This is a genomic window from Vibrio sp. 2433-A1, assembly GCF_056726085.1.
Map to the genome: position 1 here is coordinate 39904 of NZ_JBRESC010000021.1, position 25757 is coordinate 65660.

The following is a 25757-nucleotide window of genomic DNA, read 5'->3' on the forward strand; positions in this document are numbered from 1 at the left end:
CCTAGCAGTCCAATCAATAACTATAAATGTATATGATTTTTTGCTAAATATCAGCGTTTTGGGTATTACTTATCGATAGTTTAATGCGGTTTTTTCTGCCAGTGTCACAATTACCTTTACCGCCTGCTCCATACCTTCAATTGAAATGAACTCGTGAATGCCATGGAAATTATATCCGCCTGTGAAGATATTCGGACATGGTAAGCCCATAAATGAGAGTCTTGCTCCGTCAGTACCACCACGAATCGGTTTAATTTGAGGCTCTACATCACATGCTATCATCGCCTGTTTTGCCAACTCAATAACATGAGGGAACGGTTCAACTTGTTCTTTCATATTGAAATAGCTGTCAGTCAGAATCAATTCAACTCTGCCCTTCTCTAGCTTTTCATTCAACTCAGTCACTTTATCTACCATAAACTGCTTACGTTGCTCTTGTGCCTCTCGGTCAAAATCGCGAATGATGTAACCTAGTTCACTACGAGCAACCGACATTTCAGCGGATTTTAGATGATAAAAACCTTCGTATCCTGCCGTAGTCTCTGGGGTTTGATCTGCCGGCATCATCATTTGGAATTGAGCTGCAATGTTCATTGAGTTGATCATTTTATCTTTAGCTGTACCGGGATGAACATTCACACCATGACAAATGACATCAGCGCTAGTGGCATTAAAGTTTTCAAACTCCAACTCGCCAACTGGACCACCATCAATGGTGTACGCCCACTTAGCTCCAAACTTCTCTACATCAAAAAGGTTCGCCCCGCGCCCGATTTCTTCATCTGGCGTAAAGCCAACACAGATATCACCATGAGGTATGTCTGGATTAGCGATCAGCTCTGAAATCGCAGACAAAATCTCAGCAATACCTGCCTTGTTGTCCGCGCCTAATAGCGTGGTACCATCGGTAGTAATCAAGTTGTGACCATGAAGCTTGTGCAGCTCTGGATATTGAATCGGAGACAGAATTTCATCCCCCTTGCCTAACGCAATATCGCCACCTTGGTAATCATCAATAATTTGTGGCTTTACGTCTTTCCCAGAAGCATCTGGAGCGGTATCCATATGTGCGATAAAACCTATAGCAGGAACGTCATAATCAACGTTACTCGGTAACCTTGCCATTAAGTAGCCATTTGAATCGAGCGATACATTGGATAGCCCCATGTCAATTAATTCTTGCTTTAGAAACTCAGCAAACATCATTTGCCCCGCAGTGCTAGGACAGCCTGAGTCGGCTGGATTTGATTGAGTATCAAAAGTCACATAGCGCAAAAATCGTTCTACTAATTCGTTCATAGTTTTTTCTCTTGTTACTTTATGGTTCTAGCCTTTTTGCATGAGAGATCATCCTACGCCTTCTCCAACAAGAAAATTTGCTATAAATCAGTTTTATCGCAGTAAAAACAAACAAAACGGCTACCTACATCAATGCTGGCAGCCGTCTTATTCGATTAACAAATGGTTATGATGAAAGGTATTCCTTTAGTCTGTCACTTTTCTGCACCAATAAAGCATCGATCAGCATTGCAACCACAATTGTCACTCCAGCTAAGGGGAATAACACGCCAATCAGTATTAATGTGGCTAAGCCTACTTTCCACATGCCTTCTTGCTCAAACCTTGCAGGTACACCAAGCCTATTTTGCCTTGCCGGACGTCGCATCCACCACATACAAGCGCCGGTAATCGCTACTGTGATAAAAGCAACACAGAAGAACACGTTCAGCCATTTGTTAACTGCGCTTAAATCACCTTGGTGTAGCGATACTCCAGCAGCCATTAACTTGGCGATAATACTGTAATCATCCCATGTCACATCAATCAGTGTCTGCCCAGTATATTGGTCAATATGCACTGTTCTATCACGGCGAGGGTCAACAACATCACCAGCCATTGAGTTGGCAGCAATGGTGTAAACTCCCGTCTCGCTCTGAGGTAAGAATAGGCGATACTGCGACAGGCCAAGCTGCTCAGCTTTAAGAACAATGGTATCAATATCAATTGAACGACTGGCATCGTACTTGTTTTGGCTTGATTCCTGTTGCTGATGCCCATGGTGCGGATCGGATTCTGGCATTGGCGCTAACTCTAAGTTCCACGGCATCTCCTCTTCACTGCCATGATTTAGATGCTGATGTAACTGTGTCGATTGCGGTTTGTCGCCCCAAGTGTAATAAGTCGGAAACGTATTCCAGCCCTGAACCATTTTCGCGCCCCACACGCTAGCCCAAGCAAGACCCGATAACAAAAATAGCAAAAAGATAACTGAAAGCGTACCGCCTAGATTAGCGTGTAAGTCCTTCATTAAAATACGGCTACCACTGTCAAAGCGAATTTTTAGAAAACCCGCTTTCGATGCCTTGTCTCTAGGCAACCAGAGATAAATACCACTGATCAGCAATAGGATACCTAAACTCGCAGAGACTTCGATTAGATAGTCCCCCCATTGACCGATCAGCAAAGTGCCATGAATCTCATTGGCCAATTGATACCAGCTATCGCTTCGATCTATTTGCCCTAATACTTTGGCGGTATATGGATTAACAGTCGCAAAGATCGAGCTTCCATCCGCCAAACGAACATTAAACCGATTCGCGTGAGTAGGCTCTTCCGTGACGATGACCTGCGTGATTGACGCATTAGGATAGGCCTCTTTTACCGCTTCTAACTGAGTAGATATCGGTAGTTGTTTAACTTGCTTTTCCACGCTGATCAATTCTTGATATCTGAGCTGTTCAATTTCATCATCAAACAGCATCACTATGCCAGTCAGGCTTAACATCAGCATAAACGGGATAACAAAAAAACCCGCATAGAAGTGCCACCTCCAAACGAGAAAGTACCTAGCCTTATTTTGTAGTTGAACGTTTGACGCACGTGCACAGCCCTTAGGCCCAGTCTGAATTTGACTACCCAACATTTTGTCTTCCTTTTTGTGCGCATAAGCCATCCACTCGAATTAATTCAAGGTTAGCTGCTGAGCATTAACTTTACTTAAGTGGCTTAAAGCCTTTTTATTTGATTGTTAGATTAAGTGAAAGAATAGGACGGTGGAGCACGAGGTATAGCAATCTGGAACCGCTCACTTAGAGCCAAATAAGTGTACGGATTTTCAACTGCTAACGAAGACTTTCGTAGATATGTTGGTGTTGGAAGTGAATCTTGGTGAAAGACCGAGAAATGGCTGAACGGACACGGCTTACTATTCTGTAACTCTGGCTTACCTTCTTCAACCTGAACAAGTTCAAAACCATTAATAGTACAAAGGGTCGCCCAAACGCCTGCGCTGGAGCCATGTGCATTAATAACAGGCATCAAAGTCACAAGCACCCAGCTAAGGGCACTTGCGATCAGCATACTTCGCTTAAAGTTTGATGTCCGTATCATTTTCACTCTCAATTAATTGAGCGAAAATATATAACTATCTTGCAACAAATTCAGCCAATTCGTTAAAAAATCTAACTTAGATCATGCCGATTTATAGGGCAATAAACGACTTAACCGAAAATCTTACTCCAAATACTAGGATTACGCTTGTCGTGGTACTCAACACGGAGGTCATCAACGATTTTCAGCTCTGCTTTCGCAGCATTGAGATCACCCGCATCTAGCTTCGCTTCAACAGAATCAAGCGCAACAGAAAGTTTATTAAAACCTTCTTGGTATAGATCATATTTTTCTGGTGGGTAATCACCGCGTTTTGACTGTTCGACAAGGTCAGATAGGTTGGATACCGCTGACTGCATATCGGTGATTTCTTCAGCTTGAGCTGCTTGTTTAAATTCCATTTTCATCTGCTTCATAGTGGCTTTGAGATCAAAGTCGCTAGCGAAGACTTGTGCTGACATTACAAGTGCGGTAATTGGGATTATTTTTTTCATTGTATTTATTCTTAGTAAATCACTTGGGAGAAGAGATTATACTTAAAAATCACCACCTGTTGACGATATTTTGTTTCGACTTATAAACAACTTATCGCGATTAATCCCTTCCCCCAACAGAACAATAACCATATGTAATAAGTCTACTAAACATATGCATTTTCATGATTTTCGACTAATAATTATTAGGTCAGCCACTGAAGGAAGATCATGCGCAAACGTAAATATTCACTCAGTATCCATATTACTAGTCTATTTCTCATTCTGACGACTTTAGTTGGCGCTGTCCTCATCGCTATTAGTTATCGTCATGCGCAAGAACTATTAGCCGGAAGTGCAAAAGATCTCAGCGAAGAGAATAGTCGTCAATTAGAGTCGACATTCCAACTCAACACTGGCCCCATTTTGACCACCCTCGACTTTATGGCGTTAAGCGAGGTTGTCGAACGAAATAGGAAACCACACAAAGAAGTACGTTTTCTCACCTATCTTAATCTCATTTTTAAACGTAGCCCAGGGCTCGTCGCGCTCTATTACGGAAATGAAAAAGGTGAACTAGCCTTATTTCGCCCGCTAAGAACCAATGCCGAACGTGAGCGTTTTGGTGCGCCAAGTAAAGCAACCTTGATGATCAACCAAACCTATACTTCTGGCGCGAACATTTTCTATTTTCTTGATGGTAGCTATAAGGTTCTTGATTACCATAAAACCAACGATAATCAGTTTGATCCTAGAGCTCGACCTTGGTTTCAAAACGCAAGTAATGATGGTGAAGTTCGCTTGACTGAGCCCTATTTCTTCTATTTTCTCCAAACGAATGGAGTCACCTTCTCGCGCCGAAGTGCCGATGGAAAATCCGTGGTAGGCGCTGACTTTACGCTAAACTCTTTATCTGAACAGATTGCGCAACTCGGCTACTCAGAAGCAAGTAAATTGGTCCTGTTTGATAACAAGTTTAATGTACTAGCGCACTACCAAGGCGATCTTACACTCAGCGACGATCAACAAAAAAATCGTACTCAAATAGAGAACAGCTTATTCGCTAAAGTACTGGGGAGAATATCTAGCCAAATACTCTATGAAAAAACGAAGGAAAACCAAGTTGATTGGTCAATTACGCTGACTCCGGTCAATTTAAATAAACACACCCGAATCTTACTTGCCGAAGCCACCCCGCAAGACGATCTGCTTGCCAACCTACTTTCTATGAGAGACAAGCAGATCAAAGTTGCATTTACGCTAATGGTAATGAGCTTTTTGATCGTATGGATTGTCGCGAAGAGGCTCGCAAATCCTCTGCAAAACTTAATGCATCAAACTGACAGCATCGCGAGGTTTGATTTCAAGAAAACCCGTTACTCTAAAAGCGTCATTAAAGAAGTGGCAAACTTAACCACCTCTATCGAGTTGATGGAGCATACTCTACACGACTTACTCGGTTTACTACGCGAAACTGCGAGTAACCAAGACTTTTCTGTGTTGGCAAAAACAATCACTCATCAAAGTTATTTAGTCACGCGAGCAGAGACGATTATCCTATACAGTAAAGACTCTGTTGAAAGTAACTATGAAGCCTCCGCCAACCACGCCATCATTCCGTTCAAAATTGATATTAATGAGTTGTTGCACTCCACCGCTTGGATTCAAAAAGAGCTCGCCAAAGGTGAAGTATTGCACTTCAACCGAAGCGATAATATCGTCGCCAATTATCGCGACACGCTTTATAACTCAGATTTTTATCTGTTCCCGCTAATCAATCGCAACAAAGAGCTGGTCGGTATATTGCTACTTGGTTATGAGCGAGCCATCACCCAAGAGCAAAGTGACAAGCACGCCTTTCTAAAAGAGTTATTAAGCTTTGCTGAACTTGCCAAAGAAAACATCGATAGGGTTCGCCAACAAAAAGAAATGCTGAATGCGTTCGTTGAGCTAATCGCCTCTGCTATCGACACTAAATCACCTTATACAGGGAGCCATTGCCAGCGCGTACCCAAGCTTTCTAAATTATTGACTCAAGCAGCATGCAAAGACCAACAATATTTTGCCACATTTGTCATGAGTGACACTGATTGGGAAGCGCTACATTTGGCCTCTTGGTTGCATGACTGCGGCAAAGTGACCACGCCGGAATACGTCATCGACAAAGCGACCAAGCTGGAAACAATTTACGACAGAATTCACGAGGTACGTATGCGCTTCGAACTTATCAAGGCGCAAGCAGAAATTGATTACTTAAAACAAGTTAATAGTGAAGGAGATAGTGAGCAGCTTAAGCAGGCGTTAATAAAGAAACACCAACAACTCGATGAAGACTTTGCCTTTGTTGCACATTGTAACATCGGCGGAGAGTTTATGGATGATGAGTCCCTTAATCGGATTAAGGCAATCAGCCAATATCAATGGAAAAGAACACTCGATGATCAACTTGGCGTATCCTGGATTGAACAACAACGAGCAGGGGAACCCGTCGAATTACCTGTCATGGAGCCTGTTCTCTCCGACAAAGCGGTACATGAGGTACCATGGCCACAGAACGTAAACCCAAAAGATGTGTGGCAAGAACAATTCGTCTTACAACCCGGTAAACTAAAATACAACCGAGGTGAAATCTACAACCTCTCGATACGCCGAGGCACCCTCAATGATGAAGAGCGCTTTATCATTAACGACCACATTATACAGACCATCACAATGTTAAATCGACTTCCCTACCCTGAGCATCTTAAGAGCATTCCAGAAATTGCCGGAGGCCACCATGAGCGCATCGATGGTTTAGGTTACCCACGTGGCTTGTATGAAGAAGATCTCTCGATTCCTGCTCGTATCATGGCCATTGCTGATGTGTTTGAAGCACTGACTTCAAGTGATCGCCCATATAAAAAAGCCAAAAATCTCTCAGAATCACTCAGTATAATGACCGAGATGGCCACGTCTGGACACATTGACCCTAAGCTCTACCTATTGTTCCTTGAAAACAAGATAGACAAACAATATGCCACGCTATTTCTTGCAGAAGATCAGATATGCGCGATTAATCGTGACGATCATATACGTAAGGTCAAAACATTTCTTAAATCTCACTTCTAACTCAATCCAATGTTGAGTATTAGCTCTAGAAAGAGATTGTTTCTTTGAACTAGACGCTTTCCCTACCTATCAATAACTTACCTCATAAATTAGTCATTATTTAATCGATTGCCCTCTCAAAGGTTGATGTATGTCAAAGAGTCATAGACAATACGCTGCCAAATGAACGAATAGACCTGTTTTTTACAAATTTCAGGCTTTCGAAATTGGCACGCTTTTTTGGTTTTGCCTATCAATTTGATAGGCAGTATCAGTTTTATAATTTGAGGTTTCGTTGTTAGGGTGAACCATCTCAATACGCTAACAGCCTAAATTAGTGCTAACTACCTCGTTTTTAAGGGAAAGATGATGGTAATACCAGAAAACAGCAGCATCGTAATTTTTGGTGCTTCGGGCGACTTAACCTATCGTAAGTTGATCCCTGCTTTATATCACCTTTACTCAAACAAACAGCTGCCTGAAAACTTCGCCATTCTTGGTGTGAGTCGTACGGAATACAGTGATGAGTCATACCGTGAAAAGCTAAAGCGCTCACTCCAAGAAATGGAGAAAACCGAGCCAGCAACACTAGATGCCTTTATCAATCATCTGCATTACCAAGCCATCAACACCTCTGATACCACTGATTACAGTAAACTGACTGCACGTCTTGACCAACTTGCTGATAAATACAGCTTCGAGCAGCGTAACACTCTGTTCTATCTCGCAACGCCACCGAGTCTATACAGCGTAATACCAGCAAGTCTTGCCGCTCACGGCCTGAATAACGAAGATGACGGTTGGAAACGCCTAATCATCGAAAAACCATTTGGTTACGATTTAGAGTCTGCACAAAAGCTAGACAAAGAAATTCACGAGCACTTCCAAGAACACCAAATCTACCGTATTGACCACTACCTAGGTAAAGAGACGGTTCAAAACCTACTGGTTTTCCGCTTCTCAAATGCGATGTTCGAACCGCTTTGGAACCGTAACTTTATCGACTACGTAGAGATCACAGGGGCTGAATTCCTTGGCGTTGAAGAACGTGGCGGTTACTACGATGGTTCAGGCGCAGTTCGCGACATGTTCCAAAACCACTTACTTCAAGTACTCGCCATGGTTGGTATGGAGCCACCAGCGCAAATTAATGCTGACTCAATTCGTGATGAAGTGGTAAAAGTTCTGCAGTGTTTGAAACCACTTGAAGAAGATGACCTACGTAACAACCTAGTTCTTGGTCAGTACACAGAGTCGGATGTACGTGGTGAATTCCTACCTAATTACCGTGACGAACCAGGTGTTGCTGAAGACTCTCGAACAGAAACGTATGTTGGCTTGAAAGCGTACATCAATAACTGGCGTTGGAATGGTGTGCCGTTCTATGTTCGCACAGGTAAACGCTTACCGACTCGTGTGACTGAAGTGGTTATCCACTTTAAACAGACACCGCACCCTGTATTTGGTCAAAACGCACCAGAAAACAAACTGATCATTCGAATTCAGCCAGACGAAGGCATTCAAATGAGCTTTGGCTTAAAAGAGCCAGGAGCTGGTTTCCACGCGAAAGAAGTTAAAATGAACTTCCACTATGCCTCACTTCAAGAGACTCAAATGCTTACAGCTTACGAGCGTCTGCTGCTTGACTCTTTGAATGGTGATGCGACGCTGTTTGCGCGTAGTGATGCGGTAGAAGCATGTTGGACGTACGTTCAACCAATTCTTGATTTTAAACAAGACCCTCAAGCGCTATTTGGCTACGCTTGTGGCACATGGGGACCGAAAGAGTCTGACGACTTGCTACAGCGTGATAACCGTGCATGGCGTTTCCCTTGTAAAAACCTAACAGATACGGATTACTGCGAACTATGATCAATCATAAGATTTTCCAAACCGCTGAGCAGGTTGTTGAAAGCCTAGCGAATGATATGAAAGCGTTCAGCGAACTTGAACGTCCAGTGCATATTTCACTGTCTGGCGGCAGCACACCTAAGATGCTGTTTAAGCTACTGGCAAAAGCGCCATACGCAGAAGGCATCCAGTGGAACAATCTACACTTCTGGTGGGGTGATGAGCGCTGCGTGGCACCTGATGATGCAGAGAGCAACTACGGTGAAGCGAATGCCCTTTTGTTCTCAAAACTAAGAGAATTTAGCCAAGTAAACCTGCCAGCAGAGAACATTCACCGTATTCGTGGTGAAGATGAACCAGCAGTTGAATCGAAACGCTTCGCAGAAGAAATGGCAACAGTGATCCCATGCGAAAATGGCACGCCAGTATTCGACTGGATCCTGCTAGGTGTCGGCGCTGACGGCCACACTGCATCGCTATTCCCTGGTCAAACCGACTATCAAGATGAGAACCTATCCGTATTGGCGACTCATCCTGAATCAGGCCAAATTCGCGTGTCTAAAACCGCTAAAGTTTTAGAAGCCGCAAAACGAATCAGCTACCTTGTACTGGGTGCAGGTAAAGTTGAGATCGTAAACGAAATTCATACTACTCCAGCAAACGAGCTGCCTTACCCTGCAGCGAAAATCCAGTCTAAAGCTGGTGAGACGGAGTGGTACTTAGATTCAGACGCAGCAGCAAAAATCGCTTAATGCGAGCGTCCAAATAGGAAAATTGGAGAGAAATAATGAAAGGTGATATCGGTGTAATTGGCCTAGCAGTAATGGGTCAAAACCTTATCCTAAACATGAACGACCATGGTTTCAAAGTGGTTGCTCACAACCGTACTGCTGCGAAAGTAGACGAATTCCTAGAAGGCCCAGCAAAGGGTACTAACATCATCGGTGCATACTCACTAGAAGAACTAGTAGAAAAGCTAGAAGCACCACGTAAAGTGATGCTAATGGTTCGTGCTGGTGAAGTTGTTGATAAATTCATCGAAGCACTAACGCCACTTCTAGATAAAGGCGACATCATTATTGACGGTGGTAACACTAACTACCCTGACACTAACCGTCGCGTTGCTGCACTACGTGAAAAAGGCATCCACTTCATTGGTACTGGTGTATCTGGTGGTGAAGAAGGTGCTCGTTTTGGTCCTTCAATCATGCCTGGCGGCTCTGCTGAAGCGTGGGAAGCGGTTAAACCTATCTTCCAAGGTATCTCTGCTAAAACTGACGCTGGCGAGCCTTGTTGTGACTGGGTTGGTAACGACGGTGCAGGCCACTTCGTGAAGATGGTTCACAACGGCATCGAATACGGCGACATGCAGCTAATCACTGAGGCTTACCAGTTCATGAAAGATGGTCTTGGTATGTCTGCAGACGAGATGCAAGCAGTATTCGCTGACTGGAACAAGACTGAACTTGACAGCTACCTTGTTGAAATCACTGCTGACATCCTTGGCTACAAAGATGAAGACGGTGAGCCACTAGTAGAGAAGATCCTAGACACAGCTGGCCAAAAAGGTACGGGTAAATGGACAGGTATCAACGCACTAGACCTAGGTATTCCACTAACGCTTATCTCTGAGTCAGTATTCTCTCGTTGTCTATCAGCTCTGAAAGATCAGCGTGTTGAAGCGGAATCGCTATTTGGCAAAACAATTACACCAGTTGAAGGTGACAAACAAGAGTGGGTTGATGCTCTTCGTCAAGCCCTACTCGCTTCGAAGATCATCTCTTACGCTCAAGGCTTCATGCTAATGCGCGAAGCATCAAACGAAAACGGCTGGGATCTAAACTATGGTAACGTTGCACTAATGTGGCGTGGTGGTTGTATCATCCGCAGCGCATTCCTAGGTAACATCCGTGACGCGTACGAAGCGAACCCAGACATCGCATTCCTAGGTTCAGATGACTACTTCAAAGGCATCCTGCAAAACAGCCTAACTGCATGGCGTAAAGTAGCGGCTAAATCGCTAGAGTCAGGTATCCCAATGCCTTGTACTATCTCGGCACTGTCGTTCCTAGATGGCTACACAACTGCTCGCCTACCAGCTAACCTACTGCAAGCTCAACGTGACTACTTCGGTGCTCACACATACGAGCGTACTGACCGTCCACGTGGTGAATTCTTCCACACAAACTGGACTGGTACAGGCGGCGACACAGCGTCTACGACTTACGACGTGTAAGAAAACGCTTAAAAAGTAGGAGTACGGTATTTATTAAGCCCAGCTACTCCTACTATAATTAAGTTGTATATGGAGGATGTTAACTGAGTTAGCATCCTCTATTTTTTGAAACCTAAACAAGGAACCGCGTATACGTGTCGCGGCTATCGGTGACTAACCTAACCTGGATGGTTAAATAACACAAATTGAGGTTCTTAAGATGACTATTAATAAGTACTTTGTATTCGTTCCACAGGTAGAGGAACAAAACGCTTCAAAGGACAATAAAATAACAGATAAGGAAGCTCAACGTCAGGCTTTGGTAAAACAAGCGCAGCAACAAGGCGCGTTAATCGGCTAGGTTTCAATAAATAAAGGAGTGCATCGCACTCCTTTACTTTTTCAGCTTTCTATATCTCGTATTTCTGCTCGACCACTATCAGAATACTAAAAACTTACTGATCAGCTACGACGTTAACCCATTGGGTTTCTTCTAACTATCGATAGAGCACCGCTAGGCGCTCTTTTTTTCGCTTTTTCTCTTATCGTTTAGATACAACACACCACTGGTCACTAATGCGATTAACGACACCGTAAATAACGCTGGCATATTTAACACCCATGCAAACGTCGCGGCAAGAAAAGCAATGAAGGTAATCATTCGGCTGCTCGACATCACTCTGCCTAGTTTTCTGTCCATAATTCCTCCTACATCTGACAAGGTTCACTTCTGGATTTAAGTGCCCTCTATTGGATGTATTTAGTCTGCCAAGTTCGAAGCTAAATTAACCTAAATTGAGCTCAAAAGAACTTGTCATGTGACCCCCTTCAAATGCTCACTATTTATACTAGGCATATGTATCAATAAAGAAATAAACCGTCATTAGGATGCTCGAAAGACCAACAAAGCCTTTTACGTATTTCTGTTCAATTTGGCGCGACACTCGTGCTGCTACATAGCCGCCGGATATGGTTCCAAGCATCACCGCCACGCCTCGCTCCCAATCAATCAATCCATCAATCACAAAGATGATAATCGCAACAATAGACACGCATGAAGAAATCAGCAATTTAAGGCCATTCATTTGGTTGATGTCGCGGTAACCCGCCAAGACTAGATAGCTTAATACCACCACACCAAGACCTGCATTAAAAAAACCGCCATAAGCTGATACCACAACCAACATAATGGAGATCGCAACCAAACCCAATTTTGAGCCATTACTTGATGATTGAGATAGACGGCTTAAGGCACTGCTAAGCGGCTCACCAAACAAAAACAGCAAGGTTGCGAAAAGCAAAAGCCATGGAATAGCGGTTAAGAATTGCGTTTCTGAAACGGTGAGGAGCAAATAGGCGCCAAGAGCACCACCAATAAGACTCAAGACAACTGTGAGAGTTAATCGATGCCCCGTATTGGCAATGTCGTCACGAAAGCCATAAGTACCACTGATATAACCAGCGCATGCGGCAAAGGTATTAGTCGCGTTGGCAATGACAGGTGGCACACCAACAAACATAAGAGCAGGAAAGGTAATAAAACTCCCTCCTCCGGCGATGCTGTTTAGTATCCCTCCCAGGACACCCGCACCAAACAATAGAATCCATTCCATGTTATTGACTGTGTTAGAAAACAATCCTTTACTCTAACCCGCTTAAGTCATTGTTCAAATAGTCAGCGATCTCATTTGTAAGGATGTCTATAAAACAGATTGAGCAAGATCTTTCCAATCTTGTAATTCTGCACGGTAATATTCCGTTTGCTCATCGGTCATAGCGTTGATGACTCTAACCAAGTACTGATTGCCAATTTTCTTGTTGTACTCTATTTTTTCCTCTAGATGAGGCGGGTACAAACTGTCGGGGTTAAACATCAGTTTATTAAATTGAGGCTGGAAACTCGCCACCTTAAGTCGATGGTCAAGCAGTGAGTTCATCTCGATACGCATATTGGTTTGATAGTTGATCCAATCATCTGTGGTTACATAGAGCTCATCGACCCAATCATCGACTATCTTCAACTGGGCTTGGGTTAAATCATCCATCCAAGTTTCAAGACTATCAACAATACGTTCTTTATAGCGTGCCTTGATTTCCACTTCACTCAGCTTCTGGTACTTTTTCTTATATTTGGTGTGTCTTACTCGGATGTTGTCCATCAATTCATCGACTTGGCTATCCGACAACTCTCTGGCCAAAGCGTACATCTCAGGAGCAATTCGAGCGACCAATCGAAACGAGTGCTGTTGTATCTTATCTTGCTGCGCTTGTAACTGCTCGATAGTGAAACTCTGCGGTTCAATCGCCATAAGTTCATCTAGGTGCTCAATATAATGTGGGATCTCTTCTCGGCGGTGCCATTCACTCAAGACTTCAATTTTTCGTTCTACAAGATCTTCTTGCGCATTATCGAGCTCTACATAATCTTCTAGGTATTCGATCAACAACCAATCCATATTGTTGTAGACAAACTTCGAGCTACACCCGATAAGTGCACTACAGATGATGAGTAATAATCCAACTTTCCTCATTTCCTTGTCCTATGCATCCACTGCTCTCAGCATTATCGTTATCCATGTCGAGATACCATCGACACTGTTTAAACTAAGCAATTCAAATACCAAGTCCGTTGCACCAAAACTCAACACACAAAATTTCAAACAGTTAGCTTTTTCAAAGACCAAATCACTGCTATTAATATAGCTCAATTGCCGCTTTCCTCTTGATAAGTGGCAACAGTTACCCTAGGACTCCACTCTGATATTTGAGCTCATTGATGAGATGAAAGCGATGGTTAATGCTGAACTGAAAACTGCTTTTTTCTGACTTAATTTTTATACTGAAACCTAACGAAAAGCTATACTCGGTGCATATTCTGTTTTGTATTTCACTTAGAATACATAACCTCAGTTAACGATTTCGCGAAGGAGTTATCATGAATAAAATATGTTTGGTTTCCCTAACGGCTGTCGCCGTACTAGCTGGCTGCAGCCATGCAATACAGCCAGAGAAAGAGCCTATGTTAGTAAGCCCAATGTGCCGCACTGAAGCACTTGCCGGTGGCTGGAGCGTTTCTGAGCTAACCCCTGAAGCTCAAAAAGCAGTAGACACTATAATGTACCAGATGAATAACACCTCTGGACTGAAACAAGTGAATGAAGTAAGAACTCAGGTCGTGAATGGCATCAACTACGCCATTGAATTTACTTTAGAAAATGATGAAGTTTGGCATGCTGTGGTATATCGCAACCTTCGTGGTGATTATATGATTGACAGTGTGGCTCAACGCGGAAAACTGTGCCTTTAATGCATATGCCAGCATAGATTTTATTATCGTTAGGCCGGCAATCACGCTGGCCACGTCCCTCCCGGCCTCTCAACAGATGATCCCCCTCGCTAATTTAAAGGTCGCTAACTTTTGTTAGGTCTATATAATGGCGACCAAACTACTAACTAGGTATAAACATGAAAATTTGTGGTGTAGAACTAAAAGGTAACGACGCAGTTATCTGTCTTCTTGATCATTCTGACAGCGTAATGCATTTACCAGATTGCCGCGTAGCAAAAATTTCAATTGGAAATGCGAATAGCACAGAAGAAGTGAAGAAGTTCCAGTTCTCTTTTGCCAAACTAGTTGAAGATTACAAGGTAGAAAAAGTTGTCATCCGTCAGCGCCAAACTAAAGGCAAATTCGCCGGTGGCGCAGTTGGTTTTAAACTAGAAGCAGCAATCCAACTTATCAACGACTTGCAGGTTGAAGTGGTTTCGCCAACTCAGATCAAAGAGAGCCTGAAAAAGAATCCTCTTGCGATTAGCTTTAAGGAAACTGGTCTAAAGCAATACCAAGAGCAAGCTTTCACAACAGCCTATGCATGCGTAATGATGCGTGGCTAATTTATGTGAAATTTTTCGTCTGCTTTCTTATTCTAACTGAACATTTTTGTCTAGTTTGTAAAAAAACATTTCGCAGCCATGTTAACAAATCTCGGTTAATGTAAAGATTTAGTTTCATAAACAATGAGGTACATATTATGAAACAAATCTTTCTTATTGCTGTTATCACTGCCTTTAGTGCTTCAACATTCGCTAATGATATCGAATGTCCGCCGGGTATGTCGGCCTCCGAGTGCTATAACTGGATTTTAGACATTATAGGTGATTACACGAAAGGCTAAAAAGCTTGCTCTTGCTTTGTGGTGTTCGAACGAGCTCCACACTAGGGAAAGGGGACTGGCAGTATTACTATCTAGCGGTCGATGAGTTTGGATACGTCATTGACCGCCTTAATCGTGATAAGGTTGTCAAAATAGCTTCCTGTTCCTAGCAGCGAGGTAAACTAATGCCAGTTTGAACTTAAAAAGGCCTTTAGTGATTTGTCGTTTTAAGGTTGCTTTTCAAATACCTTCACACCTTCCGGTATCTGATACCAATCCTGCTTTTCGCTCACCCACACATGAGCAGTCGGTTCAAAGACAGAGTGGTCATTTGGCGAACTGGCTTTTAGCTTGAGCTTTAACGTTGACTGGTCATCTGGGTTGTAGTGGTAGACTCGGTTACCGCAATCAGGACAAAACTTCGCATAGTTCTTGTTGCCGCTTTCGGCTAGTCGAGACCACTCTTTCAGCTCACCTGATATTTCAATATCTTCTGTCACAACAATTGCTGTAACACTAAACGGGGCTGTTGATAGTTTCTGACACTCGATGCAGTGACATGCCAGCACCATCTTTGGTGGCTGATGTAACTTATAGCTGACTTGTCCGCATTGGCATGCGCCTTCGACCAAATAACTCATTGCTTGCTCCTCCTGAACATTTGTCTGTCTATTATTTATCCATCATTACTTAATAGATCTAGAGTTTCAATCAGATTCTGTTCAAGAAGTCGCCTCAGGTAAGTTCGAATCAAAGCACCTCATATCGTGTCGACATTAACCTCAGTCGTGAACTTAACCGTCTTGGTCGAAACTAACGTATCGAACTTACGACTATTACGGTGTTTATTAAGAGCCTGCGCGAAAAACGCTAAAAGTGAATTTAAGGAATGACGGGAGAAGCCTGCCATAAGTACCTCTATCAACCAGTCAAATCATAAGAGTTATGCTCAAGAGTGATAGAAAAAGCCCAGTGGTTACAGGGCTTTCTGGTTTGTAAGGATTATTTCTCTTCAAATCGTTTCGCAAGATGATGGAACTCTTCAACTTGTGCTTTCAAATCATTTGAGTGCTCCTTTACTGAATGCGTAGCTGCTAGGTTTTGCTCTGCAGTCGAAGCGATAGATTGAATATAGGAGCTAACATCATTAGTTAACTCACGTTGTTGATTGGCTGACCTTTCCACTGAGTTTATTAACTCATTCATCTGTTGCATTAGGCTCTCTACTTCAGACAAACGAACAGAACTCTCTTGAGCAGACTCTCCGCATTTGTCGGTCTGCTCACGGTTATCAAGAATATCGCACTGCCATCCATCTATTGTTGTTAGCATCGCCTCAATACTATCTTTGATCTGTATGGTTGCTTTAGATGTTCTACCTGATAGAGCACGTACTTCATCAGCTACGACAGCAAAACCTCGCCCTTGGTCCCCTGCTCTAGCCGCTTCAATCGCCGCATTGAGCGCCAGCAAATTGGTTTGTTCTGCAATGCCGCCAATTTCTTCCATCATTTGGCTGACATTTTGTGCTTGCTCACTCAATTGATAAGTCGTTTGAGTCGCCTTTTCTGCTTGAGTTGCCAAGTTATTAAGATTGTGATGTGTCTCATCAAGACTCTGTTTTGCACTAACACATGTGTTTAGGGTTAAGTCTACGATTTGGTTCGCGTCATGAGCACTTGAAGAGACTTCGTTTGCGGTTATCTCCACTTGCTCGGTCGCTTCTCGAACCTGAAAGATGTCTTTGGTCTGTTGGTCCAACGCTTCACTAACTTGGTAAGAGGTCGCACTCAAGTTGTCCGCTAAATCGTGTATTGGCTCCGCAGAGTCCGTCATTCGACCAAGAACGGTTCTAATTCGCGCCGATAATAGCTGCAAATGGAAATCTGCTACCGAGAATTGATCACTACCAGAAAAAATCAAACGACTCACACTGTCATACTTCGTTTGAAGCTTCTTCAACTTACTCGGTGTAACAAGTAATTCTTGACGGAAGAATAACGCTAACACTAGTAACGGCAATGAACTTATGCCAATAGCAACCGCGCCTTGCAAACCCAACATTACGGCTATAATTGGGGAAGAAAGAGCGCCAAGTAAGCCCACATAACGAGCAAAGTCCGGAACATTCATTGACCAAGTCGTTCCTGATTTTTCTGTTTTTAGAAATCTTTGATACGCTTTATCTGCTCTATCAACCAATTCACGCTTAGGTTTCACTCGCACGGACTGGTAGCCGACCATTTGGTTATGCTCAAAAATCGGTGTCACATACGCATCAACCCAGTAATAGCCACCAGATTTTGTACGATTCTTAACAACTCCTCGCCACGCTTGACCTTGATTCAGCTTGCTCCACATGTCTGCAAAAGCGGCCTTAGGCATATCTGGGTGACGAACGATATTGTGGTTTTGTCCAAGCAATTCATTTTCTGAATACTCAGCGATTTTACAAAAGGCGGGGTTGCAATAAGTGATAACCCCCCTTAAATCAGTGGTCGACACCAGTTGCTCAGTGTCATTTAAAAGTGTTTCACGATCGGATAATGTTAGGCTGACGGTCATTGTCTTATCTTTTTTGTAGTAATTTGTAGCACGAAAACACACACAACAAATCCATTTATCACAAAGCATTAATGGAAATTATAATTAGTACTTTCGAATGAGAAGTTGTATTCATATAAAGTGTATACTGTGATCCATGGAAGCAGAGTGACCGAACGCATAATCTTAGATAATTTGTAAAAATCCCCAGCCCCAAAACACAAAACATTAACAACTATCACTTACCTCTCATTTATCGATGTAGACAGCCTCGAACCTTTAGCTCTTTACTCTTGCCTATTTCCCCTTACAATTGACGCTAGTTTGAATTTCAAGGTTAAATCCTATGTCTATCCAATGGTTCCCGGGGCACATGCACAAAGCCCAAAAAGAGATTGCGGAAGCGATCCCTCAAATTGATGTCATTATTGAGGTGCTTGACGCTCGTATCCCTTTTAGTAGCGAAAACCCAATGATTGCAGAGTTAAAGGGCGATAAACCAGTGGTTAAGGTTCTTAACAAACGTGACCTCGCAGATCCTGAACTCACTCAGCTTTGGATTGACCATTTTGAGAAAGAGCACAACGTTAAAGCTATTGCGATCACGACATCTCAGCTGCAAGAAGTCAATCGCATCATGGAGTTAGTTCGTAAGCTAGCACCTCATCGTGAAGAGATCGGCAAAAATATTCGCACCATGATCATGGGTATTCCTAATGTAGGGAAGTCAACCATCATCAATGCACTGGCAGGCCGCACCATTGCTGTCACTGGTAACCAGCCAGCCGTTACCCGTCGCCAACAGCGCATTAACCTACAAAACGGTATTGTACTTAGTGATACTCCTGGGATTTTATGGCCTAAGGTAGAAAACCCTCATAGTGGTTTCCGCCTTGCCGCTACTGGTGCTGTTAAAGATACAGCAATGGAATACGATGAAGTTGCCTTTTACACAGTAGAGTACCTAGCAAAAGCTTACCCTGAACGCTTAAAAGAGCGTTACATGCTTGATGAGCTACCTGAATCTGACATTGAGATCATGGAAGAAATCGGTCGTAAGCGTGGTGCACTCAGTGCCGGTGGACGTATCAACTTGCACAAGACGTCTGAAATCCTCCTGCATGAACTTCGCAACGGTACACTTGGTCAAGTCACTCTAGAGCTACCTGAAATGATCACGCAAGAGTTGATCGAGGTAGAGATTGAAGCAACGCGTAAAGCTGAAGAAAAAGCGAAGAAGAAAGAAGAACGACGTAAGCGTTACCTTAAAAACAAACGCTAATCATCAAATTCAAACCACATTGAGGTAGTCATTAGACTGCCTTTTTTTTCGCTATTTTTCAGTATCTTTTGTTATAGTATAACAAAGACTAAAATGAGACATGTTCAATGGGCATCCCAACTAATATCATCACCGGCTTCCTTGGCACTGGTAAAACAACGGCAATTCTCAACCTATTAAAAACAAAACCCGACAACGAAAACTGGGCTGTATTGGTAAATGAATTTGGCGAGATAGGTATTGATGGCGCAATGATGACGGAGCACGGCGCGTTGATTAAAGAAGTACCCGGTGGTTGTATGTGCTGCGCCGCTGGTGTACCAATGTCAGTCGCAGTTACGGCCCTATTGAGAACAAACCCCGATCGTTTGATCGTCGAACCCACCGGACTTGGTCATGCACATAAAGTCCTTGCGACGCTAACCTCTAGTCAGTTTGTTGACTACATTGATTTAAAAGCCACGATTGGTTTGGTCGATCCACGAAATCTCACTATTGAAAAGTACATCGGTAACCAGAACTTCATTGATCAGTTAGCTATTTCAGACATCATCATCGGTAACAAGGTTGATCAATGCCATGTCAGAGATATCGATGCCTTCAATGATTGGGTAACAAATCAAACACCGCCAAAGATTTACAGCCAATTGGTCCAACAAGGTAACTTTCCAATAGAGCTTCTTAGCGTTCCACGCCGCGACACGTCACCGTCATCCGAGGTAGCATCGCATCACCATGAGCACGCAGAACAAGAACCTCAATTTGCATTAGAGCCAAATCAAACCCATATTCGTAAAGAGAACAGTGGTCAGGGCTATTTTAGCTGCGGCTGGATCTTCGGCGCTGAAGTAGAGTTCCAATTTGACGAGTTATTCTCGATATTATCGGATATTACCGCTGAGCGGGTTAAAGGCGTGTTAAACACAACCGATGGCTGCTTTGCATTCAACGTGAGTAATGGCGTTGTCTCTGTCAATGAAATGTCTCTGCAAGGATTTGAAAGTCGCCTTGAGGTTATTGATAGCCAATTACTGCCGTGGGATCAGCTCGAAAACGTATTACTCAGTATTTCCAACCTCAGCGAAGAGAAATCATGAGCGCTTGGGATATTGAGTAGATTCCAAACGACAAGAGGCGCACTTTAAGTGCGCCCTATCCCTCGTTACTCAATCGTGAGTCTGCGAATCAGGAGGTCATTATGTTGCGACCTGATATTAAACGAGGCGTTTGAATATTTAGTTTGAATCCATCCAAATTGTAGGTAAGGCTATATTTCCTCCATGCGGGTCGGTTCAAATTGCCTTACCCTTTAACTATGGTTCAAAACTCCAATTATGCAAGGGCGACCAAGGCATAGTTAGTGCATAATTGTGACATTAGTCCCGTGAATGTCTTAGCCTCTCAGAATCTGTTCTTATCTCTCAATTTTGCAACTCAATATTGCAATCTTTTCGCTATAGTTACACCCTGACAGGCGTATAATTTACTTAGAATCTATTGCCGACGCTGATTACCCCAGAGAGCCCCTTTCCATGACGAAAAGAGAGAAAATTAAGCAATCCTTGCTTGCTGCTGTTCCCAAGGATGCGATTAATCAATTTCTCTCTAAAGACAAAACTCCTCTTTCAGTATTGCTCCTTTCTCTATTGGTGGGTGTGCTGGCCGGTCTTGTGGGCACCTACTTTGAGCTCGCTGTTCATTTCGTTTCTGAAACACGTACCGACTGGCTAAAAAATGAAATTGGTGACGCGGTTCCTCTCTGGTTAGCGGCATTTATCATCAGCGCTGCATTGGCCTTTATTGGTTATTTCCTCGTGCATAAGTTCGCTCCTGAAGCGGCAGGTTCAGGGATACCTGAAATCGAAGGGGCAATGGATGGGATCAGACCAGTTAGATGGTGGCGCGTTATTCCTGTAAAATTTTTCGGCGGCATGGGGGCACTTGGCTCAGGTATGGTACTTGGCCGTGAAGGTCCGACGGTACAAATGGGTGGCGCTATCGGCCGTATGGTTACTGACATTTTCAAGGTCAAAGATGATGATACTCGCCATTCGTTGTTGGCATCAGGCGCTGCTGGTGGCTTAGCTGCGGCTTTCAATGCACCGCTCGCGGGGATTATGTTTGTCGTAGAAGAGATGCGACCACAATTTCGCTACTCTTTGATCTCCATTCGAGCCGTGATCATTTCAGCGGTCTCGGCCAATATCGTATTTCGCTACATCAACGGACAAAGTGCCGTCATCACTATGCCTCAGTACCAAGCACCAGAGCTAGAAACGCTGTGGCTATTCTTACTCCTTGGTGGACTGTTTGGTGCGTTTGGGGTGCTGTTCAACCATTTAGTCACCCTATCGCAAGACCTCTTTGTACGTCTGCATAAAAATGACCGTAAGCGCTACCTAATTACCGGGACCCTAATCGGCGGCTGTTTTGGCATCATGCTACTTTACCTCCCAGAGGTGACAGGTGGCGGTATTGGTTTGATCCCAACCATCACCAATGGTGGTTACAGTGCAGCCATCCTATTGCTGTTGTTCGTTGCTCGAATTGTCACCACCATGATCTGTTTTGGCTCTGGCGCACCAGGCGGTATTTTCGCACCTATGCTCGCCTTGGGCACCCTATTTGGTTACGCATTTGGATTGATTGCACAAAGCCTAATGCCAGAGCTAAACATCACTCCTGGTATGTTTGCTATCGCAGGGATGGGCGCTTTATTCGCAGCAACCGTTCGCGCCCCAATCACTGGTATTTTATTAGTCATCGAAATGACCAATAATTATTACCTCATTCTGCCTTTAATCATCACCAGTTTGGGCGCAGTAATATTCGCTCAACTGTTCGGCGGTCAGCCTATCTATAGCCAGTTGCTTCATCGAACTCTTAAAAATGATAAGTTACGACAGAAAGATCTACCCAGTGACGCTCACTGAAGTTTGCACCGCAGATACTCCACTTGATATGATCGCAACGACTTTACCGGTAATGGATTCTTTCGGTAAAAAATAGAGCTTTTACGTTAGTCAACTACCGCTTTACTCTAATAAGGATGTATTTCATTGAACTGGAGACGCTTCACTCAGTTTCAGAGTGTTCCCCCCTCACAAGCAGCATTAGCACTAGGCCTTATCGGGCTAGGTCATGCTTGGGCGCTCTACATCCCTGAAATTGGCGAATTGATTCGTCCCTACCTTGCTGGAATTGGAGCACTTCTGCTATTTCCTGTTTTGGTTAAATACTTAACCAACTACAACACCTTTATCAATGATATTCGCCATCCGCTAAGTGGTAGCCTGATGGCGCCAATGAGTATGGCGTTGCTGATCTTATGTGACTATTTAGCCGTCATTTCACCCGTTATCGCCTACCCAATTTGGTTCGCTGCCTTGCTGCTACATTTCACGATGATGATACTGTTCTTCACCTTCCAGTTAACCAATTTTAAGATGTCCAACATCGTACCAAGTTGGTTTTTATACCCGGTAGGTATGATTAGTAGTTCGTTAGCCGGAACGCAGTTTGGTCACACCGTATTTTCAGAAACGCTGGTCAACGTATGTATAACCATCTATTTCTTTATGCTGCCGTTGGTTCTCTATCGTCTTTTGTTTGAGGGTATGTTACCTAAGCGAGCCAAGCCAACACTGGCGATTATGGCAGCTCCTATCAATCTCACTTTAGCGACCTACCTAGTCAACTTTCCCGAACCGGATCCTATTCTGACTGGCGCATTAGCAGGGATTGCAATCACTATGACGCTACTGATTTACCTTTGTTACATCCGCCTAATGAGGCTCAAGTTTCAACCCTCAATCGCAGCAGTCACCTTCCCTTCAGTGATAAGCGCTGTAGCCATGCATCGCTTGACCACCTTTTTCGAGCAGTATCATCCGCATTGGCATTGGTTACATAAGTTTGGCTTGTTCGAACTCTCAGTTGCAACTGGACTCGTGGTATGGGTAGCGGTTGGTTACGTAAAAATGTATTGGCCAGAGGTCACTCGAAAAGCTTATTAACTAATTTAAAAACATTAGCTTATTAATAACTTAGTAGTTTATTTAATTAAAATATGCTCCCAAAAGCGTATTGAGAATCGAGATATATTAAACCAAGTATATTTTTGTTTGCAAAATTGCGCAAGAAAACAACCTTGCATATTAGACTAATTTCTTAACACACATCATAAATAGCCTTGTCAGCTGGCAGTAATAATTTCACAACTTACAAGGCTAACTATTATGAATATGTTAAGGGACTACTCGAGCTTGCCAAATTTTGTCAAGCAGCGTATTGATTTCTACGTTTCAGACTTAATAAACAAAAAAGATAACGGTCGAAACTTAGTATTAGGTACGAAGCCAGAAAGCACAGATATTATTTTGCAAAGTAACGACTATCTATGTCTTGCAAATCACCCCAGAATTATCGATGCCCAGGTCAACTCTCTAATTTCTAGTAAAGACACCCCATTTATGTCCAATGTATTTCTTCACAGTGATGGCTTAGATAAAAGTGTCGAGCAAGAATTAGCGGACTACACTGGCTTTCAATCCTGTACCATTGCACCGTCAGGCTGGATTGCAAATATTGGTTTATTACAGACTATCTGTGACTCAAGCACCAATGTTTACATCGATTTCTTTGCCCATATGTCGATGTGGGAAGGGGCCAGAATTGCCGGAGCCAACATTCACCCATTTATGCACAACAATGTGAGGCACCTTAGACGCTCGATAAAACGAAATGGTCCAGGCATCGTGCTTGTCGATTCAATATACAGCACCGTCGGTACTATCGCTCCACTTGTTGAAATCATCGACGAAGCGAAGGAGTTAGGTTGCGCGATCGTGGTTGATGAGTCGCACTCATTGGGCACACATGGAATACAAGGTGCAGGGCTAGTCCATTCGCTTGGACTTACTCATAAAGTGGATTTTTTGACTGCTAGTTTAGCGAAAACATTTGCCTATCGAGCAGGTGCCGTTTGGTGTAATAACGAGACCGGGCAAGTTATCCCATACGTGTCGTTTCCATCAATATTTAGCTCGGCAATGATGGCGTGTGAGTTAGATAGAATCAGCACAACGCTAGCGGTAATAAAAGAAAGCGACAATGCGCGAGCAAACTTAACCCATAACGCCCAACAAATCGCCTCTGGATTAAAATCGATTGGCTTTGAAATTAGAAGTGAGTCTCAAATAATTGCATTAGAAACGGCAGAAAAAACAAACACAAGGAAGGTTAGAGACTTTTTTGAAGATCGAGGTGTGTTTGGGTCAGTATTCTGTACGCCAGCAACACCTGATAACAAAAATATTTTAAGGCTATCATTAAATAGTTCCTTAACGGAAAAGGAAATTGATAAAATATTATCTGTCTCTCAGGATGCATTTAACCACCCTGAACTACATTTCATTTAATCAACTGTAGCACCTCTTCACAGAGGTGCGATTAAATATATTACAAATATAATGATATTTTATCTAGTAGGTGTTCTTTGTCGACAGGTTTAATTAAATAGTCATTCATTCCCACCTGCTTTATTTTCTGTAACGTTTCTTGGCAGTTATCACCCGTATGTCCAACAATCGGTATATCGAAATAATCTTCAGATGAGCCTCTTATCACCTCGGTGGCATCAAACCCATTGAGATTTGGCATTTCAATATCCATCAGAATCAGATCGATAGCCTCACTACCTAAAACAGGCTTTGTTGCGTAATTCGGACAGAAAAACAAACCGCCCGAAATTGTGCAATTCTTAAACAACAAACTGAGTTTCAGGCATACCAAGCCCTGTAAGCTTGTTCAGCGCTTTAATCATGGCGTAGGTTTCGCCAACCTGAGCATTGTAGTTTCGCAGGCTTAACCTCCCACCTAGCAACTGCTTCACTCGATACATGGCTGTTTCTGATAGTGAACGTTTGTGATAACCATACCGCTTTTTCCACTTCTTGTTGGAGCCGTAGAGCTTTTGGCAACCCACTGCTAAATTGCGAGGATGTCCTTGTTCCCAGAAGGCTGCCCCTTCTCTTGGTGGGATAAGCGGAATAGCTCGCTTAATCCGTATGGCATCATGGCAGTTCCTTGTGTCGTAAGCACCATCTCCAGATATCTCGATGATTTGTCGACGTGTTTGCTTGAGCAAATTAGGAAGGACTTCTGAATCAGTGACATTAGATAAACTCAGTTCTGCTGCTACTATCTCGTGAGTACTGGTGTCGACTGCTAAATGCAGCTTTCTCCAGACTCTACGCTTCCCGTCAGTACCGTGCTTCTTGACCTTCCATTCACCTTCGCCATAAACCTTGAGACCAGTGGCATCAATGGCCAGATGCTGTATCGCACCTCTGGTTTTAGTTTTAAATGAAACCTCAACCTGCTGGGCTCGACGGCTTATACAGGTGTAATGCGGACAAACAAGCGGTATGTTAGCCAGCTTAAATACTGAGTCTAGAAAACCTTGCAGCGCTCTCAATGGCATAGAGAAAACGCGTTTTACCATCAGTGCGGTAGTAATGGCTAGGTCGCTGAATCGACGAGGCCTGCCGCGCTTACTCTGTTTGCTTTGCTTCCACTCGCGTATGGCTTCCTCATCAATCCAGAAAGTGAGTGAACCACGGTTGATTAGGGCTTTGTTGTACTGTTTCCAGTTAGTTGTTTTGTAACGAGGTTTCGGCATAAGGCTACGATGATTAACTGATGTAGCCGATCAGATCGTAACTTCCTGATTTAGTTCCATCGAATTACGCAACAAAGCC

The 25757-nt window shown here is 43.4% G+C and carries 24 protein-coding genes; 13 read left to right on the forward strand and 11 right to left on the reverse strand.

All coding sequences use genetic code 11. From position 1 onward, the window contains the following. Window positions 1-69: 69 nt before the first annotated feature. The 4 genes from pepT to ACU01J_RS17850 form a co-directional block, all read right to left on the reverse strand. Window positions 70-1299 (reverse strand): peptidase T, encoded by a 1230-nt coding sequence (gene pepT / locus ACU01J_RS17835; RefSeq protein WP_481086919.1) that lies wholly within the window; start codon window positions 1297-1299, stop codon window positions 70-72. 166 nt (window positions 1300-1465) lie between these two features. Next, window positions 1466-2923: a PepSY-associated TM helix domain-containing protein gene (locus ACU01J_RS17840; RefSeq protein WP_481086920.1), complete on the reverse strand. Its 1458-nt coding sequence runs from the start codon at window positions 2921-2923 to the stop codon at window positions 1466-1468. A 110-nt stretch (window positions 2924-3033) separates the two neighbouring features. Then, entirely contained in the window at window positions 3034-3390 is a 357-nt protein-coding gene (locus tag ACU01J_RS17845) for a hypothetical protein (protein WP_481086921.1), read from the reverse strand. Window positions 3391-3500: 110 nt separating this feature from the next. Next, window positions 3501-3884 (reverse strand): cytochrome b562, encoded by a 384-nt coding sequence (locus ACU01J_RS17850; RefSeq protein ID WP_481086922.1) that lies wholly within the window; start codon window positions 3882-3884, stop codon window positions 3501-3503. 210 nt (window positions 3885-4094) lie between these two features. On the opposite strand from ACU01J_RS17850, the gene ACU01J_RS17855 reads away from it, so the two are divergent. From ACU01J_RS17855 to ACU01J_RS17875, 5 genes are all read left to right on the forward strand, one after another. After that, entirely contained in the window at window positions 4095-6971 is a 2877-nt protein-coding gene (locus ACU01J_RS17855) for an HD domain-containing phosphohydrolase (RefSeq protein WP_481086923.1), read from the forward strand. Between the two features lie 348 nt (window positions 6972-7319). Next, complete coding sequence (gene zwf, locus ACU01J_RS17860) at window positions 7320-8822, forward strand: glucose-6-phosphate dehydrogenase (RefSeq protein WP_481086924.1); 1503 nt, start codon at window positions 7320-7322, stop codon at window positions 8820-8822. Next, window positions 8819-9553 (forward strand): 6-phosphogluconolactonase, encoded by a 735-nt coding sequence (pgl, locus tag ACU01J_RS17865; protein ID WP_481086925.1) that lies wholly within the window; start codon window positions 8819-8821, stop codon window positions 9551-9553. Before zwf ends, pgl begins: the two co-directional genes overlap by 4 nt. A 35-nt stretch (window positions 9554-9588) precedes the next feature. Beyond that, a complete protein-coding gene (gene gnd, locus ACU01J_RS17870; protein WP_394126058.1) occupies window positions 9589-11037 on the forward strand; it encodes a decarboxylating NADP(+)-dependent phosphogluconate dehydrogenase in 1449 nt (482 codons plus the stop codon). Window positions 11038-11236: 199 nt separating this feature from the next. Continuing rightward, entirely contained in the window at window positions 11237-11377 is a 141-nt protein-coding gene (locus ACU01J_RS17875; RefSeq protein ID WP_481086926.1) for a hypothetical protein, read from the forward strand. 153 nt (window positions 11378-11530) lie between these two features. Here the strand turns inward: ACU01J_RS17875 and ACU01J_RS17880 are convergent, their stop codons facing one another. The 3 genes from ACU01J_RS17880 to ACU01J_RS17890 all read right to left on the reverse strand — a co-directional run bounded on the left by ACU01J_RS17880 (window position 11531) and on the right by ACU01J_RS17890 (window position 13547). Beyond that, the gene (locus ACU01J_RS17880) at window positions 11531-11716 is read right to left on the reverse strand and encodes a hypothetical protein (protein ID WP_481086927.1); all 186 of its coding nucleotides are present in this window, start codon (window positions 11714-11716) and stop codon (window positions 11531-11533) included. Between the two features lie 148 nt (window positions 11717-11864). Next, complete coding sequence (locus tag ACU01J_RS17885; protein WP_481086928.1) at window positions 11865-12629, reverse strand: sulfite exporter TauE/SafE family protein; 765 nt, start codon at window positions 12627-12629, stop codon at window positions 11865-11867. Window positions 12630-12716: 87 nt separating this feature from the next. Further along, a complete protein-coding gene (locus ACU01J_RS17890) occupies window positions 12717-13547 on the reverse strand; it encodes a DUF6279 family lipoprotein (RefSeq protein ID WP_481086929.1) in 831 nt (276 codons plus the stop codon). 404 nt (window positions 13548-13951) lie between these two features. On the opposite strand from ACU01J_RS17890, the gene ACU01J_RS17895 reads away from it, so the two are divergent. The 3 genes from ACU01J_RS17895 to ACU01J_RS17905 all read left to right on the forward strand — a co-directional run bounded on the left by ACU01J_RS17895 (window position 13952) and on the right by ACU01J_RS17905 (window position 15191). Continuing rightward, complete coding sequence (locus ACU01J_RS17895; protein WP_481086930.1) at window positions 13952-14323, forward strand: cystatin domain-containing protein; 372 nt, start codon at window positions 13952-13954, stop codon at window positions 14321-14323. Window positions 14324-14481: 158 nt separating this feature from the next. Next, a complete protein-coding gene (locus ACU01J_RS17900) occupies window positions 14482-14910 on the forward strand; it encodes a DUF3010 family protein (RefSeq protein ID WP_481086931.1) in 429 nt (142 codons plus the stop codon). Between the two features lie 137 nt (window positions 14911-15047). After that, the gene (locus tag ACU01J_RS17905; RefSeq protein ID WP_481086932.1) at window positions 15048-15191 is read left to right on the forward strand and encodes a hypothetical protein; all 144 of its coding nucleotides are present in this window, start codon (window positions 15048-15050) and stop codon (window positions 15189-15191) included. A gap of 206 nt (window positions 15192-15397) precedes the next feature. On the opposite strand, the gene ACU01J_RS17910 is transcribed toward ACU01J_RS17905, so the two are convergent. Together ACU01J_RS17910 and ACU01J_RS17915 are read right to left on the reverse strand one after the other, a co-directional pair. Next, window positions 15398-15811, reverse strand: coding sequence for a GFA family protein (locus tag ACU01J_RS17910; protein WP_481086933.1), 414 nt, complete (start codon window positions 15809-15811; stop codon window positions 15398-15400). A 361-nt stretch (window positions 15812-16172) separates the two neighbouring features. Continuing rightward, window positions 16173-17735, reverse strand: a complete 1563-nt coding sequence (locus ACU01J_RS17915; protein WP_481086934.1) for a methyl-accepting chemotaxis protein — start codon at window positions 17733-17735, stop codon at window positions 16173-16175. Window positions 17736-18060: 325 nt separating this feature from the next. Here ACU01J_RS17915 and ylqF point away from each other — a divergent pair, with 325 nt between their 5' ends. The 5 genes from ylqF to cqsA all read left to right on the forward strand — a co-directional run bounded on the left by ylqF (window position 18061) and on the right by cqsA (window position 24416). Continuing rightward, window positions 18061-18996, forward strand: coding sequence for a ribosome biogenesis GTPase YlqF (ylqF, locus tag ACU01J_RS17920; RefSeq protein ID WP_481086935.1), 936 nt, complete (start codon window positions 18061-18063; stop codon window positions 18994-18996). A gap of 107 nt (window positions 18997-19103) precedes the next feature. Next, complete coding sequence (locus tag ACU01J_RS17925; RefSeq protein WP_481086936.1) at window positions 19104-20093, forward strand: CobW family GTP-binding protein; 990 nt, start codon at window positions 19104-19106, stop codon at window positions 20091-20093. A 435-nt stretch (window positions 20094-20528) separates the two neighbouring features. Continuing rightward, entirely contained in the window at window positions 20529-21929 is a 1401-nt protein-coding gene (gene clcA, locus ACU01J_RS17930) for a H(+)/Cl(-) exchange transporter ClcA (protein ID WP_481086937.1), read from the forward strand. Between the two features lie 126 nt (window positions 21930-22055). Continuing rightward, complete coding sequence (locus ACU01J_RS17935) at window positions 22056-23012, forward strand: TDT family transporter (protein ID WP_481086938.1); 957 nt, start codon at window positions 22056-22058, stop codon at window positions 23010-23012. 222 nt (window positions 23013-23234) lie between these two features. Beyond that, window positions 23235-24416 (forward strand): alpha-hydroxyketone-type quorum-sensing autoinducer synthase, encoded by a 1182-nt coding sequence (cqsA, locus tag ACU01J_RS17940; protein ID WP_481086939.1) that lies wholly within the window; start codon window positions 23235-23237, stop codon window positions 24414-24416. A 40-nt stretch (window positions 24417-24456) separates the two neighbouring features. On the opposite strand, the gene ACU01J_RS17945 is transcribed toward cqsA, so the two are convergent. Next, window positions 24457-24789 carry a response regulator gene (locus ACU01J_RS17945; protein WP_481086940.1) on the reverse strand — a complete coding sequence of 111 codons (333 nt, stop codon included), beginning with the start codon at window positions 24787-24789 and terminating at the stop codon, window positions 24457-24459. Continuing rightward, on the reverse strand, window positions 24758-25678 hold the full coding sequence (locus ACU01J_RS17950; RefSeq protein ID WP_481085133.1) for an IS5 family transposase: 921 nt from the start codon (window positions 25676-25678) through the stop codon (window positions 24758-24760). The genes ACU01J_RS17945 and ACU01J_RS17950 overlap by 32 nt, the downstream gene beginning before the upstream one ends. Window positions 25679-25757 lie beyond the last annotated feature (79 nt).